General features: G+C 72.3%; 17 protein-coding genes and 1 other RNA gene. 11 read left to right on the plus strand and 7 right to left on the minus strand.

What is annotated here, in order from left to right:
* Positions 1-6: 6 nt before the first annotated feature.
* On the minus strand, positions 7-3,393 hold the full coding sequence (locus MM440_RS11240; protein ID WP_241444385.1) for a pyruvate carboxylase: 3,387 nt from the start codon (positions 3,391-3,393) through the stop codon (positions 7-9).
* 130 nt (positions 3,394-3,523) lie between these two features.
* On the opposite strand from MM440_RS11240, the gene MM440_RS11245 reads away from it, so the two are divergent.
* The 3 genes from MM440_RS11245 to ssrA all read left to right on the plus strand — a co-directional run bounded on the left by MM440_RS11245 (position 3,524) and on the right by ssrA (position 6,331).
* Positions 3,524-4,816, plus strand: a complete 1,293-nt coding sequence (locus MM440_RS11245; protein WP_241444386.1) for an MFS transporter — start codon at positions 3,524-3,526, stop codon at positions 4,814-4,816.
* Entirely contained in the window at positions 4,813-5,862 is a 1,050-nt protein-coding gene (locus MM440_RS11250) for a 3-hydroxyisobutyryl-CoA hydrolase (RefSeq protein ID WP_241444387.1), read from the plus strand. The genes MM440_RS11245 and MM440_RS11250 overlap by 4 nt, the downstream gene beginning before the upstream one ends.
* A 103-nt stretch (positions 5,863-5,965) precedes the next feature.
* Positions 5,966-6,331: a transfer-messenger RNA gene (gene ssrA / locus MM440_RS11255) on the plus strand.
* A gap of 86 nt (positions 6,332-6,417) precedes the next feature.
* Here ssrA and trxA read toward each other — a convergent pair.
* Entirely contained in the window at positions 6,418-6,816 is a 399-nt protein-coding gene (trxA, locus tag MM440_RS11260; protein WP_241444388.1) for a thioredoxin, read from the minus strand.
* A 351-nt stretch (positions 6,817-7,167) separates the two neighbouring features.
* On the opposite strand from trxA, the gene MM440_RS11265 reads away from it, so the two are divergent.
* The 5 genes from MM440_RS11265 to MM440_RS11285 all read left to right on the plus strand — a co-directional run bounded on the left by MM440_RS11265 (position 7,168) and on the right by MM440_RS11285 (position 12,456).
* On the plus strand, positions 7,168-9,120 hold the full coding sequence (locus tag MM440_RS11265) for a DEAD/DEAH box helicase (protein WP_241444389.1): 1,953 nt from the start codon (positions 7,168-7,170) through the stop codon (positions 9,118-9,120).
* Positions 9,121-9,158: 38 nt separating this feature from the next.
* On the plus strand, positions 9,159-9,719 hold the full coding sequence (locus tag MM440_RS11270; RefSeq protein ID WP_338155643.1) for a YqgE/AlgH family protein: 561 nt from the start codon (positions 9,159-9,161) through the stop codon (positions 9,717-9,719).
* Positions 9,720-9,812: 93 nt separating this feature from the next.
* Positions 9,813-10,103 (plus strand): DUF3039 domain-containing protein, encoded by a 291-nt coding sequence (locus MM440_RS11275; RefSeq protein ID WP_241444461.1) that lies wholly within the window; start codon positions 9,813-9,815, stop codon positions 10,101-10,103.
* Between the two features lie 161 nt (positions 10,104-10,264).
* Positions 10,265-10,525, plus strand: coding sequence for a hypothetical protein (locus MM440_RS11280; RefSeq protein ID WP_241444390.1), 261 nt, complete (start codon positions 10,265-10,267; stop codon positions 10,523-10,525).
* Between the two features lie 170 nt (positions 10,526-10,695).
* On the plus strand, positions 10,696-12,456 hold the full coding sequence (locus tag MM440_RS11285) for a DEAD/DEAH box helicase (protein WP_241444391.1): 1,761 nt from the start codon (positions 10,696-10,698) through the stop codon (positions 12,454-12,456).
* A gap of 33 nt (positions 12,457-12,489) precedes the next feature.
* On the opposite strand, the gene MM440_RS11290 is transcribed toward MM440_RS11285, so the two are convergent.
* Positions 12,490-12,948 carry an Lrp/AsnC family transcriptional regulator gene (locus MM440_RS11290; RefSeq protein WP_241444392.1) on the minus strand — a complete coding sequence of 153 codons (459 nt, stop codon included), beginning with the start codon at positions 12,946-12,948 and terminating at the stop codon, positions 12,490-12,492.
* A 78-nt stretch (positions 12,949-13,026) separates the two neighbouring features.
* Between MM440_RS11290 and MM440_RS11295 the strand changes: the two genes are divergently transcribed.
* Positions 13,027-13,854, plus strand: a complete 828-nt coding sequence (locus tag MM440_RS11295) for an RDD family protein (protein WP_241444393.1) — start codon at positions 13,027-13,029, stop codon at positions 13,852-13,854.
* Positions 13,855-13,902: 48 nt separating this feature from the next.
* Here MM440_RS11295 and MM440_RS11300 read toward each other — a convergent pair whose 3' ends face one another.
* Together MM440_RS11300 and MM440_RS11305 are read right to left on the minus strand one after the other, a co-directional pair.
* Positions 13,903-14,499 (minus strand): isochorismatase family protein, encoded by a 597-nt coding sequence (locus MM440_RS11300; protein ID WP_241444462.1) that lies wholly within the window; start codon positions 14,497-14,499, stop codon positions 13,903-13,905.
* A gap of 92 nt (positions 14,500-14,591) precedes the next feature.
* Positions 14,592-15,902 (minus strand): nicotinate phosphoribosyltransferase, encoded by a 1,311-nt coding sequence (locus MM440_RS11305; protein WP_241444394.1) that lies wholly within the window; start codon positions 15,900-15,902, stop codon positions 14,592-14,594.
* Positions 15,903-15,942: 40 nt separating this feature from the next.
* Between MM440_RS11305 and clpS the strand changes: the two genes are divergently transcribed.
* Together clpS and MM440_RS11315 are read left to right on the plus strand one after the other, a co-directional pair.
* Positions 15,943-16,251: an ATP-dependent Clp protease adapter ClpS gene (clpS, locus tag MM440_RS11310; RefSeq protein WP_241444395.1), complete on the plus strand. Its 309-nt coding sequence runs from the start codon at positions 15,943-15,945 to the stop codon at positions 16,249-16,251.
* Positions 16,251-16,847, plus strand: coding sequence for a DUF2017 domain-containing protein (locus MM440_RS11315; RefSeq protein ID WP_241444396.1), 597 nt, complete (start codon positions 16,251-16,253; stop codon positions 16,845-16,847). Before clpS ends, MM440_RS11315 begins: the two co-directional genes overlap by 1 nt.
* A gap of 33 nt (positions 16,848-16,880) precedes the next feature.
* On the opposite strand, the gene MM440_RS11320 is transcribed toward MM440_RS11315, so the two are convergent.
* Positions 16,881-17,690, minus strand: coding sequence for a cupin domain-containing protein (locus tag MM440_RS11320; RefSeq protein WP_241444397.1), 810 nt, complete (start codon positions 17,688-17,690; stop codon positions 16,881-16,883).
* Positions 17,691-17,723: 33 nt separating this feature from the next.
* Complete coding sequence (locus tag MM440_RS17030) at positions 17,724-17,858, minus strand: aldehyde dehydrogenase family protein (RefSeq protein WP_338155644.1); 135 nt, start codon at positions 17,856-17,858, stop codon at positions 17,724-17,726.
* Positions 17,859-17,897: the final 39 nt, after the last annotated feature.

The following is a 17,897-nucleotide window of genomic DNA, read 5'->3' on the forward strand; positions in this document are numbered from 1 at the left end:
CGGCACTCACCCGACCACGAGCAGCAGGTCGCCGCCCTCGACGGCCTGTGACCCGGAGACGGAGAGGCGCTGGACGGTGCCGGCGACCGGCGTGGTGATGGAGGCCTCCATCTTCATCGCCTCGATCGTGGCGACCTGCGCGCCGGCCTCGACCTCGTCACCCACCTCGACGGAGACGGTGACCACGCCGGCGAACGGCGCTGGCACCTGACCCGGGACCGAGGTGTCGGCCCGCTCGGCGACCGCCACCGTGGACCGGACCGACTCGTCGCGCACCGAGACCGGCCGCATCTGGCCGTTGACGGTGCACATGACCTGGCGCATCCCGCGCTCGTCGGCGTCGCCGATCGCGCGCAGCCCGAGCAGCAGGGTCTTGCCCCGCTCGAGCTCGACCTCGTGCTCCTGCCCGACCGCGAGGCCGTGCAGGAACTCGCGGGTCGAGAGGACCGACAGGTCGGAGTAGGCCTCGACGGCCTGCTCGAAGTCCTTGGTCGGCCCCGGGAAGAGCAGCCGGTTGAGCGTCTGACGCGGTCGCTCGGCGAGGGCCGCGGTGTCCTCGGCGGACAGCTGGGTCTCGACCGGCCTGGTCGTGCGGCCCTGCAGGGCCTTGCTGCGGAACGGCTCGGGCCAGCCGCCGGGCGGGTCGCCGAGGTCGCCGTTGAGGAAGCCGATCACCGACTCGGGGATGTCGAACCGGGTCGGGTCGGCCTCGAACTCGGCGGGGTCGGCCCCGGCGCCGACGAGCGCGAGGGCGAGGTCGCCGACGACCTTGGAGGACGGCGTGACCTTGACGATGTTGCCGAGGATCCGGTTGGCCGCGGCATACATGTCCTCGATCTCCTCGAAGCGGTGACCGAGACCGAGCGCGTTGGCCTGCTGACGCAGGTTGGACAGCTGGCCACCCGGGATCTCGTGGTGGTAGACCCGGCCGGTCGGCCCGGCGAGCCCCGACTCGAACGGACCGTAGAGCGACCGCATGGCCTCGAAGTAGGGCTCGAGGTCGGTGGCGGCCTCCAGCGACAGGCCGGTGGCGCGCGGCGTGTAGTCGGTGGCGGCGATGAGCGCGGACATGGACACCTGCGAGGTGGTGCCCGCCATCGAGGCGGCAGCGACGTCGACGGCGTCGACTCCTGCGTCGATGGCCGCGAGCAGGGTCGCGAGCTGGCCACCCGCCGTGTCGTGCGTGTGCAGGTGCACCGGCAGGTCGAACCGCTCACGCAGCGCGGTGACGAGGACGCGGGCGGCGGGTGCGCGCAGCAGCCCGGCCATGTCCTTGATGGCGAGCAGGTGCGCGCCGGCCTCGACCAGCTGCTCGGCGAGCCGCAGGTAGTAGTCGAGGGTGTAGAGCTGCTCGCCGGGGGAGAGCATGTCGCCGGTGTAGCACAGGGCCGCCTCGGCGATGGCGTGGTCGGTGGCGCGCACCGCGTCGATGGCCGGGCGGATCTGGTCGACGTTGTTGAGCGCGTCGAAGATGCGGAAGACGTCCACCCCGGTGCGCGCGGCCTCGGCGACGAACGCGTCCGTCACGGCGAGCGGGTAGGGGGTGTAGCCGACGGTGTTGCGCCCGCGCAGGAGCATCTGGATGGGCAGGTTGGGCATCGCCTCGCGCAGCGCCGCCAGCCGCTCCCACGGGTCCTCCTTGAGGAACCGCAGCGCGACGTCGTAGGTCGCGCCGCCCCAGGCCTCGACCGACAGCAGCTGCGGGAGCAGGCGCGCGATGTAGGGGGCGGCGTGCAGCAGGTCGCGGGTGCGCACGCGGGTCGCGAGCAGCGACTGGTGCGCGTCGCGGAAGGTGGTGTCGGTGACGGCCACGGCCTCCTGCGCACGCAGCTCGCGGCAGAACGCCTCGGGGCCGATCTCGAGCAGTCGCTGACGGGCGCCGGGCGGCGGATCTGCTTGCAGCACAGCAGGATCCAGAGCCGGCAACTTGTCGCGATGGTGGATCGAGGTGCGCGGATCGCCGAACGGCCGGTTGACCGTGACGGTGGCGAGGTAGTCGAGCAGCTTGGTGCCACGGTCGGCCGGGATGCGGTGCTGCATCAGCTCCGGGCGCTCGTCGATGAACGCGGTGGTGACCCGGCCGGCGAGGAAGTCGGGGTCGGAGATGACCGCCTCGAGGAACGGGATGTTGGTGGAGATGCCGCGGATGCGGAACTCGCGCAGGGCGCGCTGCGCCCGCCGCGCCGCCGTCGCAAAGTCGCGGCCGCGGCAGGTCAGCTTGACCAGCATCGAGTCGAAGTGGGCCTCGACGTTGGCCCCCGCGAACACCGTGCCGCCGTCGAGCCGCACGCCCGCACCGCCGGGGGAGCGGTAGACCTGGACGGTGCCGGTGTCGGGGCGGAAGCCGTTGGCCGGGTCCTCGGTCGTCACCCGGCACTGCAGCGCGGCGCCCTTGACGTGGATGTCGTCCTGGCGCAGGCCGAGGTCGGCGAGCGTCTCGCCGCCGGCGATGCGCAGCTGGCTCGACACGAGGTCTACGTCGGTGACCTCCTCGGTCACCGTGTGCTCGACCTGGATGCGGGGGTTCATCTCGATGAAGACGTAGCGACCGTCGGCGCCGAGCAGGAACTCCACCGTGCCGGCGTTGACGTAGCGGATGTGGCGCGCGAAGCGCACCGCGTCGGCGCACATGGCGTCGCGCGTCTCGGCGGGGAGGTTCTGCGCCGGGGCGATCTCGACGACCTTCTGGTGCCGGCGCTGGACCGAGCAGTCGCGCTCGTAGAGGTGGATGACCTCGCCGGACGCGTCCGCGAGGATCTGCACCTCGATGTGTCGAGGGCCGATGACGGCCTCCTCGAGATACATCCGGGAGTCGCCGAACGCCGACTCGGCCTCGCGCATCGCCTCGGCGAGGGCGCCCTCGAGCAGGTCCGCGCTCTCGACCCGCCGCATGCCGCGCCCGCCGCCGCCGCTCACAGCCTTGACGAACAGCGGGAAGCCGATCTCGTCGGCCGCGGCGACCAGGGTCGCGACGTCGGCGCTGGGCTCGCTGCCGCGCAGCGTCGGCAGCCCGGCCTCCTGGGCCGCGGCGATCGCGCGCGCCTTGTTGCCGGTCAGCTCGAGCACCTCGTGCGACGGCCCGACGAAGGTGATGCCCTCCTCCTCGCAGCGCTGCGCGAGGTCGGGGTTCTCGGACAGGAAGCCGTAGCCCGGGTAGACCGCGTCGGCGCCGGCCTCCTTGGCCGCGGTGATGATGCCCTCGATGTCGAGGTAGGCCCGCACCGGGTGCCCGCGCTCACCGATCTCGTAGGACTCGTCGGACTTCAGGCGGTATTCCGCGTTGCGGTCCTCGAAGGGGAAGACCGCGACCGTGGACATGCCGAGCTCGGTCGCCGCTCGGAAGGCGCGCACCGCGATCTCACCACGGTTGGCGACCAGGACCTTGCTGAACATGGTGTCTCCTCGAGGTGCGGGGGGAGCTGGCGGTGGAGCTGCCTGGGCCTCGGCGCCCAGCGTAGAGGGCACCACTGACAAGCCGGTAGGCCGTCCGCGCCGACGCGCCCGATGTGCCACGCTGGGCCCTGTGACCGAGCAGCCCGACGACGCCGCGGTCCAGCGCCACGTCGTGCGGACGCTGGCGCTGTCCAACGCCCTCGGCGGGGTCGGGGTGACCATGGGCATCGCCGTCGCCTCGCTGCTGATGGTCGAGGTGTCGGGCACCGAGACCTACGCCGGGGTGGTGCAGACGATGCAGGTGCTCGGCACCGCCGTGCTGTCCTGGTGGCTCGCCCGCGTGATGGCCGTGCGCGGTCGACGGGCGGGCCTCGTCGGGGGCTACGCGCTCGGCACGCTGGGGGCGATCGGGATGGTCGTCGCAGGGGCCGTCGGCAGCGTCGGCCTGCTGCTCGCCGCGGCCGTGCTGTTCGGCGCCGCCTCCGCCTCCAACAGCCAGTCTCGTTTCGCCGCAACGGATCTCGCGACGGATGCGCACCGCGGCCGGGACCTGTCGCTGGTGGTGTGGGCGACCACGATCGGCGCGGTGGCCGGGCCGAACCTGGCCGACGCGGGCGGCACGCTCGCCACGGACCTCGGGCTGCCGCCGCTCACCGGACCCTTCCTGCTCACTGCCGTAGCCCTCACTGCCACCGGTCTGATCGTGCAGCTGCGGCTGCGCCCCGACCCGTTGCTACTCGCGCGCCGCCGGGCCGTGGAGGCGGTGCGCGGAGCGGCGCTGCACGAGACGACGCAGCGAGCGCCGGCGCCGGCCGCCCCCGCCCACCTGGTCGTGCGCCGGCGACCGGCGGTGGCCGCCGCCATCGCCAGCAACGCCCTGGCGCACGCGGTCATGGTCTCGGTGATGATCATGACACCGGTGCACATGCACCACGGCGCTGCGACGCTGCGTCTCATCGGGCTGACGATCAGCGGTCACATCCTCGGCATGTACGCGTTCTCGCCGCTGGTCGGGCGCCTCGTCGACCGTGTCGGGCCGCCGCGCACCGTCCTGGTCGGAGCCGGCGTGATCCTGGTGGCCGTCCTCATGTCGGCCACGGCCGCCGTCGGCGCCTCCTGGTGGCTCGGCACGGGTCTGTTCCTGCTGGGGCTGGGCTGGTCCCTGTGCCTCATCGCGGGGTCTACCCTCATCACCGCCGCGACGCCGTCGGCCGACCGCGCGCCGGTCCAGGGGCTCGCCGACCTGGTCCTCGGGCTCACCTCCGCCGCAGGCGGGGCGCTCGCGGGCGTGGTCGTCGCGTTCTTCGGCTACCCGGTGCTCGCCCTCACCACGCTGCCGGCCGTCGCGGCGATCGCGGCCTGCGCGCTCGTCGCGGCGCGTGCCGGGCAGCCGGACGCGCGTCGTGCCAGGCTGGGCTCGTGAGCGACCACACCAGCACCGCCAGCGACCCCAACGGCGGCCCCGGCAGCGACGCGCCGGTCCTGTTCGAGCGCCGCGGGGCGCTCGGCCGGGTGGTGCTCAACCGCCCGAAGGCGATCAACGCGCTGACGACGCCCATGGTGACCGCGCTGCACGAGCAGCTGCAGGCCTGGGCCGACGACGACACCGTGCGCGCCGTCAGCCTCGAGGGCGCCGGACCGAAGGGGCTGTGCGCCGGGGGCGACATGCGGGCCGTGCGGGAGTCGGCTCTCGCCGGCGACGACGCGGCGATGACCTTCTTCACCCGCGAGTACGCCGTCGACGGGCTGGTGGCGCGCTACCCGAAGCCCTTCGTCGCGCTGATGGACGGCGTGGTCATGGGCGGCGGCGTGGGGTTGTCGGCGTTCGGGGCGCTGCGGCTGGTCACCGGTTCCACCCGGTTCGCGATGCCGGAGACAGCGATCGGGTTCTTCCCGGACGTGGGGGTGCGCTACCTGCTGGCGCGTGCGCCGGGCGAGCTCGGCACCCACCTCGCGCTCACCGGCTCGCCGGTCGACGGCGCCGACGCCATCGCCGCCGGCTTCGCGGACGCGCAGATCGACGCCGCCACCTGGGAGGGGCTGCTGGACCGGCTGGCCGCGGGGGAGACCCTGGACGCCTCCGTCGGCGAGGTGCCCCCGAGCGCGCTGGCCGAGGCCCGCTCGTGGATCGACCCCTGCTACGCCGGCGACGACCCGGTAGCCATCGTGCACCGGTTGGAGGCCAGCCCCGAGCCCGCGGCCCACGCGGCGGCCGAGGTCGTGCGGTCCCGCTCGCCGCTGGCCGTAGCCGTAGCCCTCGCCGGCATCCGGCGCGCTGCGGACGCGGTGTCCGTGGACCAGGTCCTCGACGAGGACCTCGGGCTCGCGGCCCGCTACGTCGAGGACTCCGACCTCGCCGAGGGCGTGCGTGACGTGCTGGTCGACAAGGGTAGGGGAGCGCCGCCGCGGTGGCGCTACGACCGCCTCGAGGACGTGCCCCACGAGGTCGTGGCGGGCTTCTTCCGCTGACCCGGGTGGGAATGCCGCTGCGGCCCCGGTCGTTCATTGGGTAAGGTGAGACGCTGCGGCGCCCGCCGCAGGTTGACAAGTCCACAGCGTGACGACCCCCCTTGGGGGTGATCGGTTTCGACGTCGAGCGTCGATCCAGGGGAAGCGGGTCGAGGATGCTGAGTTATCTCGTAAACGCCCTCAGCAAACCAATAGGTGCCGACTCCAAGCGCACCGACTTCGCCCTCGCCGCCTGAGCGAGCCCGAAGTCCGTTGGCCTAGGCTTGATCTCGTCCTAGTCACCAGCGTCAGCTAGAGATCTTGCTGTGTCCTCGCGCCGGGCGAGGGCACGGGACTCCTACCCGGCTGGGCCTGTCAGGGAACGTGTGCGCGCGAGCCCTGGGGCCGAGAAAATCCTGAGCGCACTGCACCCGGAGAAGCCCTGGTTCTGCGTCGGCGGACGCGGGTTCGATTCCCGCCACCTCCACCAACGCGTCGTCACGCTGCGGACAAGCAACGAGGTCCCGCTCCCCCGAGGGGAGCGGGACCTCGTTGCTGGTCCAGACGTGTGGTCGATCAGGACTTCTCGGGCGCGTTCGCCTCGGCCTGCGCGGCGGCGAGCTGCTCGGCGTACTCCTTCTTGACGGTCTCCATGTCCAGGCCCTGGATCTGCGTGATCAGGTCCTCGAGGGCGGCCGGCGGCAGGGCGCCGGGCTGCATGAGCAGCGGCACGCCCTCGCGGAAGGCCATCAGCGTCGGGATCGACGTGATCTGCAGCATGGCGGCGAGGTTCTGCTCGGCCTCGGTGTCGATCTTGCCGAAGACGATGTCCTCGTGCTTCTCGGAGGCCTTCTCGAAGACGGGGGCGAACTGTCGACACGGCCCGCACCACTCGGCCCAGAAGTCGTAGAGGACGATGTCGTTCTCGGCGATGGTGGACTCGAAGGTCGACTCGGTGATGGTCACAGTGCTCATGGCTGTGCCAACGAGCGGCGCGTGGCAGGCATTCCCCCGGGCGGCTGGTAAGATGGAGGTACTTGACCTGCTCGGCGCACGGCAGCGCCCCCAGGCCGCACCACGGCTCCCCTGGACCACAGCGTGATCGTCACGCTTGATCGGCACGTTCGATCGCCATTTTGGAGCACCCACGAGGCGGCACCACTTTTCCCCCGGTCCTGGACCGGTCACGAGGAGTAGGCAAGTCCGCCGGACGGCAACCGTCAGATCCGGCCCGTGGAGTGCGTAGAGAGCGCACCGAGAGCTTGCAGGTCAGTCACCTTCGCCACGTGCACCTGTGTGCTCATGCACCAAGAAGTTGGTTCACGCATGAAGAAGAACATGTCCGCGTCCGGCAAGCCCAAGAAGGCTCGCTGGACCACCTCCCAGAAGGCCGAGGCGCGCCGCGCCGCGACCGACCGCCAGCGCGCTCCCCGTGGTGAGGGTTCCCCCCGCCGCGAGGGCGAGCGCCTCGTCAAGCCTCGTCGTCAGGTCGACGGCGGGCGTCCCCAGGACGGCGAGCGCCGCTACGACAAGCCGCGCCGTGACTTCAGCGACCGTCCGCGCCGCGACTACGACGACCGCCCGCGTCGCGACTTCAACGACCGTCCGCGTCGGGACTACGACGACCGTCCGCGTCGGGACTTCAACGACCGTCCGCGTCGGGACTTCGGTGACCGGGACAACCGTGGTGACCGAGGTGGCTACGACCGTCCGCGTCGGGACTTCGGTGACCGGGACAACCGTAACGACCGTGGTGGCTACGACCGTCCCCGTCGGGACTACGACAAGCCGCGTCGGGACTTCAACGACCGTCCGCGCCGGGACTTCAACGACCGTCCCCGTCGGGACTACGACGACCGTCCGCGCCGGGACTTCAAGGACCGCCCGCGACGCAGCTTCGACGAGCGTCCCCGCCGGGACGACGCCCCGCTGCACGTGGACCCGGACACCTCGCGCGCGGTGCCGGTGACCGACGACAACGGCTTCAAGGCCCTGGGCCTGCCGATGCCGCTGGTCGAGCGCCTCGCGCAGGACGGCATCACCGAGCCGTTCCCGATCCAGTCCGCGACCCTCCCGGACGCGCTGGCGGGCAAGGACGTCCTCGGCCGCGGTCAGACCGGCTCGGGCAAGACCTTGTCGTTCGGGCTGCCGACGATCACCCGGCTGGCCGGCAGCAACGCCGCGCCCGGTCAGGTGCGCGCCGTCATCCTGGTGCCGACCCGTGAGCTGGCCATGCAGGTCAGCGACGCGCTGGCGCCGCTGGTGCACGTCATGGGCCTGCGGCACAAGCTCGTCGCGGGTGGCATGCCCTACCCGCCGCAGATCGAGGCGCTGGCCCGCGGGCTCGACGTCCTCGTCGCCACGCCGGGTCGCCTGCGCGACCTGATCGAGCGCGGCGCGGCCGACCTGAGCAACGTCGAGGTCGCGATCCTCGACGAGGCCGACCACATGGCCGAGATGGGCTTCCTCGAGGAGATCACCGAGATCCTCGACCTGGTGCCCGCCGGTGGGCAGCGCCTGCTGTTCTCGGCGACGCTGGACCGCGGCATCGACAAGGTCGTGGACCGCTACCTGGTCGACCCGGTCACCCACTCGACCGACCCCGACACGGCGAGCGTCACGACGATGGAGCACCACGTGCTGCTCATCGACCCGATGCACAAGAAGGTCATTACCGCCGAGGTCGCCAACCGCACCGGCCGCACCGTCGTGTTCGTGCGCACCAAGCTCGGCGCCGATCGCGTGGCGCTGCAGCTGCGCGAGCAGGGTGTCATGGCCGTCGCGCTGCACGGCGGGCTCAACCAGAGCCAGCGCAATCGCGTGCTCGCCGCGTTCAAGGCCGGGACCGTCCCGGTCCTCGTGGCCACCGACGTCGCCGCCCGTGGCATCCACGTCGACGACGTCTCCGTGGTCCTGCAGGTCGACCCGCCGGCCGACCACAAGGACTACCTGCACCGGTCGGGCCGCACGGCCCGCGCCGGTGAGCAGGGCACGGTCGTCACCCTCGCGCTGCCTCACCAGAAGCGTCAGATGGAGCGTCTGGTCGCCGAGGCCGGGGTCGACGTGACTGCCGTCCGCACCGCCCCCGGTGACCCCGTGCTCTACGACGGTGTCGGGGCGCGCACCCCGTCCGGCGAGCCGGTCCTCGAATCGGCCTACCGCCGGATCGTCGACGGCGAGCCCCGCGTCCGTCGCGGTGCCCCCCGTCGGGGCGGCCCGGGCTACGGCCACCACGGCCGCCCGAACGACCGCGTGTTCCGCAAGGGCCGTCGCGACTGACCCCATGGTTCGTCAGCGTGATGGACCACAATGGCGGGGTGGAGTTCGAGAACCTCAGCGGACGGTTGCTCGTCGCGACCCCGATGATCGACGACGGGATCTTCCGCCGTGCGGTCGTGCTCGTCCTCGACCACGGCCCCGACGGGGCTCAAGGGGTCGTGGTCAACAAGCCGTCCGCGGCCGACGTCGGGGCGGTCCTGCCCACCTGGGCAGGGCACGCCTCGACGCCGGACGTGCTGTTCCACGGCGGTCCGGTGGCCACCGACACCGCCCTCGGCGTGGTGAGCGTGCCGGGCGACGACCCGGAGCCGCTCGGGGTGCGGCACCTGTTCGGCAGCGTCGGGCTGGTCGATCTCGACACCCCTCCCGTGCTCGTGCTCCCGCACCTCGCGGGCCTGCGCGTCTTCGCCGGCTACGCCGGGTGGTCGGCGGGCCAGCTCGAGAGCGAGGTCGTCGAGGGGTCCTGGTACGTCGTGGACGCCGAGCCGCTCGACCTGTTCACCGCCGACTCCGACACGTTGTGGCGGCGGGTGCTCCGCCGCCAGCCCGACCGGCTGGCCTACGTCGCCTACTATCCCGACGACCCTGAGCTCAACTGAGCCGGGCGACCTAGACTGAGCGCCATGGCCACCCTGACCCCCACCTCGCGCCCCCGCTCGTCCGCCCAGCCCAGCCTGACCGACCAGCCGGGGATGCCGCCGGACCCGTTCGCGGACCCGCAGTCGACGGGCCCGGCCACCGGCACCTCCGTGCTCGAGCGGGAGCGCGTCGAGGAGCAGCTGCAGGAGCCCGGCGACAACGAGCGCTTCTCGCACTACGTGCGCAAGGAGAAGATCACCGAGTCGGCCGTCACGGGCACCCCGGTCGTCGCGCTCTGCGGCAAGGTGTGGGTCCCCGGCCGCGACCCGAAGAAGTTCCCGGTCTGCCCGGTCTGCCAGGAGATCTACGACGGGCTGCGCGCGCCGCAGGACGGCAAGGACTGAGGGGGTTGCGCTAGGCCACTTGGGTCACAGAAAGTCCAAAGGTCAGCCAAACGGCGGAGTATGTGTGACCCGTCGTGGGAGTTTCGCTGCCCTAACGCGTATCGTGGTTGACGAACGGTAACCTCATCAAAACGTTCTGCTGATCCTTGAAAGGACCTCCCATGCGTCGCTTCACCCGCACCGCCGCTGCCTCCCTCGCCCTGACCGTCGCGTCCGCCGTCGGCGTCGGCGTCGCCCACTCCGCGACCGTGCAGGCCGCTCCTGGCGTCGCCACGGTGGAGCAGGCCCTGACCGGCAAGGTCAAGCTCTACGCCGCCCCCGGCAAGGTGAAGCTCTACTCGGCCCCGAGCAAGGTCAAGCTCTACGCCCAGGACAGCAAGGTCAAGCTCTACGCCGCCGGCGCCAAGGTCAAGCTCTACTGATCTTCGCTGGAACCTGCCCCGTAGAACCCCCGTCGAGGCCCGTGGCGCGCCGTCCCCCTGCGTGCGCCACGGGCTTCGTCGTGCCCTGGGCCGCGTGACCCCGACCGACCTGAGTCAAGGACCGAGCCTCGGCATGTCGGCTCCGCAAAGTCGCTACCCTCGAGGACGCCATGTCGATCCACGCAGCCGAGAACCTCTCCCCAGCCTTCCCCGAGCGCGCTGCGTGGGGGACGGCCGGCAAGCTGCGGGCCTGGCAGGCCGAGGCGCTCGAGCGCTACCTCACCGACGCGCCGAAGGACTTCCTCGCGGTGGCCACGCCGGGCGCGGGCAAGACGACCTTCGCCCTGCGCGTCGCCGCCGAGCTGCTGCAGGCGGGGATCGTGCGGCGGATCACCGTCGTCGCGCCGACCGAGCACCTCAAGACCCAGTGGGCCGAGGCCGCGGCCCGGGTGGGCATCCAGCTCGACCCGTCCTTCACCAACGCCAGCGGGCGGCACAACCGTGAGTTCGACGGCGTCGCGCTGACCTACGCCGGCGTCGCGATGAAGCCGCTGCTGCACCGCGCGCGCACCGAGGCCGCCCCCACGCTCGTGATCATCGACGAGATCCATCACGCCGGCGACAGCCGCAGCTGGGGCGACGCGCTGCGCGAGGCGTTCGAGCCCGCCACGCGGCGGCTCGCCCTCACCGGCACGCCGTTCCGCTCGGACACCTCGCCGATCCCGTTCGTGCGCTACGAGGAGGGGGCCGACGGCATCCGGCGCAGCTCGGCGGACTACTCCTACGGCTATGCCGAGGCGCTGCGCGACTCGGTCGTGCGCCCGGTGCTCTTCATGGCCTACGGCGGTGCGATGCACTGGCGCACCCGCGCCGGCGACGAGATCAGCGCGCGGCTGGGGGAGCCGCTCACCAAGGACCTCACCGCACACGCGTGGCGGACCGCCCTCGACCCCGCGGGCGAGTGGATCCCGTCGGTGCTGCGCGCCGCCGACAAGCGGCTCACCGAGGTGCGTCGGCACGTCCCTGACGCCGGTGGGCTGGTCATCGCCACCAACCAGGCCAACGCGCGCGCCTACGCCCGTCACCTCACCGAGCTCACCGGCACCCGCCCTGCCGTCGTGCTCTCCGACGACGCCGGGTCGTCGGCCCGCATCGAGTCCTTCGCCGAGTCCGACGAGCGGTGGATGGTCGCGGTGCGCATGGTCTCCGAGGGCGTGGACGTCCCCCGGCTCGCGGTGGGGGTCTACGCCACCTCCACCTCGACGCCGCTGTTCTTCGCCCAGGCCGTGGGCCGGTTCGTGCGGGCGCGCAAGCGCGGCGAGACCGCGTCGGTCTTCCTGCCCAGCGTCGCGCCGATCCTCACCCACGCCGCCAACCTCGAGCTCGAGCGTGACCACGCCCTCGACCGGCCCAAGCGGGACGGCGAGGAGGGGCTGTGGTCGGAGGAGGACGGCCTCGTCGAGCAGGCCAACGCGGCGGAGTCGGCGAGCGACGACCTGCTCGGCAGCTTCGAGGCGCTGGGGTCCGACGCGGAGTTCGACCACGTGCTCTTCGACGCCCAGCAGTTCGGTCTGGTGGCCGACTCCGGGTCGGACGAGGAGCACGAATATCTCGGCCTCCCAGGCCTGCTCGAGCCCGAGCAGGTCGCGACGGTGCTGCGGGAGCGGCAGGCCAAGCAGCGGCCCTCCCAGCGGGCGCGCGAGCACGCCCAGGACCCCGACCAGGTGTCGGCGCACCGGGCGCTGGCCGCCCAGCGCAAGGAGCTCAACAAGCTGGTGTCGGCCTACGCCCGCAAGTCCGGCAAGCCGCACGCCGTCGTGCACTCCGAGCTGCGGTCGGTCTGCGGCGGACCCGAGCTCGCGCAGGCCACGTCCGACCAGGTCGCGGCCCGGATCGACAAGATCCGAAACTGGTTCGTCGGCCGCCGCTGAGCCCCCTCGGTCGCAGCCGCAGGCGCGACGCGCTCAGACCAGCGGCAGGGTCCGATAGGGCAACCGGGTCGCGAGCGCGACCACGGTGGACGTGCGCTGGACGTGCTCGTCGTCGGTGACCTCGTCGATGACCCGCTGCAGGTCGGCGTTGTCGCGCGCGACCACCCGCACCCAGATGTCGCCGGCCCCGGTGATGGTGTGCGCCTCGAGGACCTCGGGCACGGTCTGCAGGTGCGCGACCACGGGCTCGTGCCCGTCGGCCTGGCGGATCTCCAGGGTGAGGAACGCCGTCACGGGGTAGCCCATGGCGGCCGGCTCCAGGGTCGGCGCGAACGACGCGATGACCCCCGTGTGGTGCAGCCGGTCCAGGCGCGCCTGCACCGTGCCGCGGGCGACGCCGAGCCGCCGGGAGGCGCCCAGCACGCCGATGTGCGGGTCCTCGGCGAACAGCCGCAGGATCCGCCGGTCCAGGTCGTCCAGCCGTGCCTCCATGGTCGGCCATCATGCCGCAGGACGGCCGTGCCGGGCGGGTGTTGGGTGCTCTCGGCCAGGCGTGGGAGGGTGGCCCCTATGAGCCGACCGTCCGGATGGTACGACGATCCGCAGGACTCGACGATCCTGCGCTACTTCGACGGCGTCGTGTGGACCGATCACACCACGCCGAAGATCTCGCCGACCGCGTCGAGCTCCACCATCGGTCACGCCGCGTCGCCCGAGTCGTTCCGGCACCGCGACCCTCAGGACGACCCTGGCCACCAGGGCCAGCAGACCCCCTGGCAGCAGCCGGGCGGCCAGCGGGCCTGGCAGTACCCCGAGCTGCAGCAGACCCCGCCCCGCGAGCAGCGTGCGCCGTGGCCGTCCATGGACCCCGACCAGCCGGTCTACGCCGGGTGGTGGGCGCGCGCGGGCGCCATGGTGCTGGACTGGATCATCGTCACGCTGGTGTGGCTGCCGCTCGGCATCTGGTTGCTCGGCCCCGAGATCGACAAGCTGATCACCTACGTGCAGCAGGTCTACGTCGAGGCGGCCAACAACCCGAACCCGTCGCTGACCTCCTCGGTCGCGGTGCCGACGCTCGACACCGCGCGCGTGCTGGGAGCGAGCCTCGCCCGCACGGCCCTGTTCGTGGCCTACGAGGCGTGGCTGCTGTCCAGCTACGGCCGGACGCTCGGCAAGATCGTCACCGGCATCCGGGTGCGGCAGCAGGCGACCGACGCCAACCTGAGCGTCGGGGTCGCCGCATGGCGCAGCTTCGTCAAGTGCCTCGGCGACACGTTCGGCAGCCTCACGGTGCTGTTCACGGTCGTCGACTACCTGTGGCCGCTGTGGGACCGGCCGCAGCGCCAGGCGCTGCACGACAAGGTCGCGCGTTCGATCGTGGTGCGCCGCTCCCGCTGAGCCCGGCCTTGGGCCTGGGCCTACGCCTGGCGAGGCTCGGTCAGCAGCTCACGACCGCACGACGGGGGTGCCGACCAGCCGGACGCCCGCGGCCTCGAGCTCGGGCAGAGCGGCAGTCGTCGACTCGGCAGCGACGCCGGCGGTGAGGTCGAGCAGCACGGTCGTGGCGAAGCCCTCGCGGGCGGCGTCCAGCGCGGTGGCCTTGACGCAGTAGTCCGTGGCGATGCCGCACACGTCGACGGCCTGCACGTCACGCTCGCGCAGCCAGGTCGCGAGGCCTGCGCCGTCGTCGTCGACGCCCTCGAACCCGCTGTAGGCCGCCGCGTGGCGACCCTTGCGGAAGACCGCCTCGATGCGCGGCAGCACCGGCCGCAGCTCCTCGCGCAGCTCGGCACCGACGCTGTCGGCGGGGCAGTGGACCGGCCAGGAGTGCTGGTAGTCCGGCTCGGTGCCGGGCGCGGCGAAGTGGTCGCCGGGGTCGACGTGCCAGTCCTGGGTGGCGACGACGTGGCCGTAGCTGTTGCGGGCGTCGCCGATCCACCGGGTGATCTCGTGCGCCACGTCGGTGCCGCCGCGCACGGCCAGCGAGCCGCCCTCGCAGAAGTCGTTCTGGACGTCCACGATCACGAGCGCCCTTGACTCCATGGGGATCTCGTCGGACTGGGGGAGGGCGTCGACCTCCGGCGTCGACGCGTCGGTCGTGGTGGCGGTCGTGGTGCGGTCAGCCATCGTCTCGCTCATTTCTCGTCGTCCTCGTAGACCGTGGGGATGGCGGGCTCGCCGCGGGACAGCCGGCGGGCCCGGGCGGGCAGCTCGGCCACCGACGCCTCGTGGCGGGCGCGGGCGTCGTCCAGCGTGGCCGTCGAGACGACCTCGCCGCCGCGCACCAGCTCGACGAGCAGGTTGCGGTCGTTGCCGTCGTTGTCGGGCTGCTCACCGATGCCGATGACCTCGGCCTCGGCGACGCCGCGCTCGTCGAGGCGGCGCATGGCGTACTTGCGACCACCCACCGACGCCTTGTTCAGCGCCTTCTTGGCGACGCTGACCTGCGCACCGTCGTCACCCTCCCGCGACACCAGCTTGTAGACCATGCCGGCCGTGGGCACGCCCGAGCCGGTGACCAGCGAGGTCCCGACGCCGTAGCCGTCGACCGGCGCGGCCGCGAGCGCCGCGATGGCGAACTCGTCGAGGTCGGAGGTGACGGTGATGCGGGTCGTGGTGGCGCCGAGCTCGTCGAGCTGCTCACGGACCTCGCGGGCCTGGGCGACCAGGTCGCCGGAGTCCAGTCGGACGCCGCCGAGCTCGGGGCCGGCGACCTCGACCGCGGTCCGGACGGCCTCGCGCACGTCGTAGGTGTCGACGAGCAGCGTGGTGCCCTTCCCGAGCGAGTCGACCTGGGCGACGAACGCGTCGCGCTCGGTGTCGTGCAGCAGCGTGAACGAGTGCGCCGAGGTACCGCGGGTCGGCACGCCGTAGCGCCGCCCCGCCTCGAGGTTGGACGTCGACGCGAACCCGGCGATGTAGGCCGCTCGCGCGCTCGCCACGGCCGCGTCCTCGTGGGTGCGCCGCGACCCCATCTCGATGCACGGCCGCTCCTCGGCGGCGTTGATCATCCGGCTCGCCGCGGTGGCGACGGCGCTGTCGTGGTTGAGGATAGACAGCAGCAGCGTCTCGAGGATGCACGCCTCGGCGAAGGTGCCCTCGACGATCAGGATGGGGGAGCCGGGGAAGTAGACCTCGCCCTCGGGGTAGCCCCAGATCGAGCCGGTGAAGCGGTAGCCCTCGAGGTACTCCAGCGTCGGCTCGTCCACCACCTGCGTCTCGCGCAGGAAGGCGATCTCCTCGGGCCTGAACCGGAAGTCCCGGATAGCGTCGAGGACCCGACCGATGCCCGCCACCACGCCGTAACGCCGGTCGCCGGTGAGGCGTCGTGCGAACAGCTCGAACACGCACCTGCGGTGCGCGGCGCCGCTGGCCAGCGAGGCCTGCAGCATGGTGAGCTCGTAGTGGTCGGTGAGGAGCGCGGTGCTCGCGGTGCCCGGGGCCATGGGCACAGAGTAGACGGACCGGCCGCTCTACACTGGCCGTGTGCCGCTCACGTCCGTCCTGTCCACCGCCCCGGCGGAGCTCGACCTCCCGCAGCAGGACGAGCAGACCCAGGTCGAGAGCCCGTGGGTGACCATCGTGTGGAACGACCCGGTGAACCTCATGTCCTACGTCACCTTCGTGTTCGGCGAGTACTTCCACTACTCCCGCGCGCGGTGCGAGCAGCTGATGCTGCAGGTGCACACCGAGGGCCGGGCGGTCGTCTCGAGCGGCACCCGGGACGCCATGGAGCGCGACACCGAGGCCATGCAGGGCTACGGCCTGTGGGCGACCTTCCAGCAGGACAGCTGATGGCGCACGCGTTCCGGGCCCGCAAGGGCGAGATCGTCGGCAAGCTGGACGCCGACGAGCGCTTCCTGCTCGTGCACCTGATGGACCAGGTGCGCGCCCTCGTCGAGGGCATGTCGCCCGGGCTGCCCGAGCTGACCGGCGACCCGCTCGCCGACGCGGTCGCCTCCATCGAGGCCGAGCCGCGGGTGGCCGAGGAGATCGAGGACCCGGCGCTGCGCCGACTGTTCCCGGACGCGCGCCGCGACGACCCGCAGGCGGCGGGGGAGTTCCGCCGGCTCACCGAGACCGGGCTGCGCCAGCGCAAGGTCGACCAGCTGAGCCGCGCCCGCGAGGTGCTGTCGCGACCGGGCACCGGTCGCAAGGGCGAGGACGTCCACCTCACCCGCGCGGAGGCGGCGGTGGTCACGGTCGCGCTGACCGACGTGCGCCTGGTCCTCGGCGAGCGGCTCGAGCTGCGCACCGACGAGGACGCCGACGCGCTGCAGCGGCACCTGGACGAGGCCGGCCCCGACGACGCGAAGGCGCAGTCCGTGGCGCTCTACGACTTCCTCACCTGGGTCCAGGAGACGCTCGCCACCGCGCTGGTCGAGGCGTAGACCACCCGGGGGCCACCCGGCTCGTGAGCCGGCTCAGAAGCCGGTCAGCGTGTGCCGCACGTGTCGCGCCGACGGCGGCTCGGCCAGGTGCGGCGTGACGAGGGCGCGCCAGTCCTGGAACGCCTCCGACTCCCGGAAGCCGACCAGGTGGTCGTCCAGCGCGTCCCAGGCCACGAACAGGCGGTAGCGGGACGGGTCCTCGACCTCGCGCCGCAAGGTGTACGTCCGCGCGCCCGGGGACGCCTGGAACAGCGGCGCGGCGGCGGCCACGGCCTGCTCGAGCGCCTCCTCGGCACCTGGCGCGGCCACCAGGTCGACGATCTCCAGGACCGGACCCTCGGTCCCGGCCTCGGTGGCACCAGGCTCACCGGGCGCCTCGGCGTCGATCCGGCTCGTCTCGCCGCTGTCGGCCATCGTGCGGGTCGCGTCGACCGAGGCGTAGGTCCAGAAGATGCGCATCGGCTCGGTGTCCGAGGCGTTCTCGAAGTGGTGCTCGATGCCGGCCGGGACGACCGTCGTGTCGAAGGTCTGCAGGCGGGTGCGCCGGCCGCCGATGTCGACGATGGCGCTGCCCTGCACGACCATCACGGACTCGAGCACGTTGTGGCTGTGGTGCGCGATCTGGGCGCCGGGGTCGAACAGCGTGGTGCCGTTGAGGAAGGCCGTCGCGCCGCGGTCGTGGGTGAGCAGCGGCACGGTGCGGCAGCCGCCGCCGCGGCTCTTGGCCGGCAGCTCGTCGGGGCGCAGCACCCAGGTCGGCTGGGCGACGCCGTCGACGGGCGCGGCGGTGTTGAGGTCGATCGGGTGGTCGGTCGGGTGGTCGATCCGGTGATCTTCGGGCATGGCGCTCTCTCTTTCGGTCGAGGTCGGTGAGACCTAGTCGATCCAGATGGTCTTGATGTTGGCGAACTCGCGCAGGCCGTAGCCCGACAGCTCGCGGCCGTAGCCAGAACGCTTGATCCCCCCGAACGGCAGGCGAGCGTCGGAGGCGACCTGGGCGTTGACGAACACCGCCCCCGCCTCTCCGGGATGTGAGGATCTCGGCACGGG

Origin of the sequence: Arsenicicoccus piscis, from assembly GCF_022568835.1 — a bacterium.
Taxonomy (GTDB): Bacteria; Actinomycetota; Actinomycetes; order Actinomycetales; family Dermatophilaceae; genus Arsenicicoccus; species Arsenicicoccus piscis.

What these genes read in the sequence shown, in the direction of transcription:
- MM440_RS11315 (WP_241444396.1), top strand. Translation starts at nt 16,251, where the DNA reads ATGGCGCACGCGTTCCGGGCCCGCAAGGGCGAGATCGTCGGCAAGCTG.
- MM440_RS11280 (WP_241444390.1), top strand. Translation starts at nt 10,265, where the DNA reads ATGCGTCGCTTCACCCGCACCGCCGCTGCCTCCCTCGCCCTGACCGTC.
- MM440_RS11275 (WP_241444461.1), top strand. Translation starts at nt 9,813, where the DNA reads ATGCCGCCGGACCCGTTCGCGGACCCGCAGTCGACGGGCCCGGCCACC.
- MM440_RS11305 (WP_241444394.1), bottom strand. Translation starts at nt 15,902, where the DNA reads ATGGCCCCGGGCACCGCGAGCACCGCGCTCCTCACCGACCACTACGAG.
- MM440_RS11300 (WP_241444462.1), bottom strand. Translation starts at nt 14,499, where the DNA reads ATGGAGTCAAGGGCGCTCGTGATCGTGGACGTCCAGAACGACTTCTGC.
- MM440_RS11265 (WP_241444389.1), top strand. Translation starts at nt 7,168, where the DNA reads ATGAAGAAGAACATGTCCGCGTCCGGCAAGCCCAAGAAGGCTCGCTGG.
- MM440_RS11240 (WP_241444385.1), bottom strand. Translation starts at nt 3,393, where the DNA reads ATGTTCAGCAAGGTCCTGGTCGCCAACCGTGGTGAGATCGCGGTGCGC.
- trxA (WP_241444388.1), bottom strand. Translation starts at nt 6,816, where the DNA reads ATGAGCACTGTGACCATCACCGAGTCGACCTTCGAGTCCACCATCGCC.
- MM440_RS11290 (WP_241444392.1), bottom strand. Translation starts at nt 12,948, where the DNA reads ATGGAGGCACGGCTGGACGACCTGGACCGGCGGATCCTGCGGCTGTTC.
- MM440_RS11295 (WP_241444393.1), top strand. Translation starts at nt 13,027, where the DNA reads ATGAGCCGACCGTCCGGATGGTACGACGATCCGCAGGACTCGACGATC.
- MM440_RS11285 (WP_241444391.1), top strand. Translation starts at nt 10,696, where the DNA reads ATGTCGATCCACGCAGCCGAGAACCTCTCCCCAGCCTTCCCCGAGCGC.
- MM440_RS11320 (WP_241444397.1), bottom strand. Translation starts at nt 17,690, where the DNA reads ATGCCCGAAGATCACCGGATCGACCACCCGACCGACCACCCGATCGAC.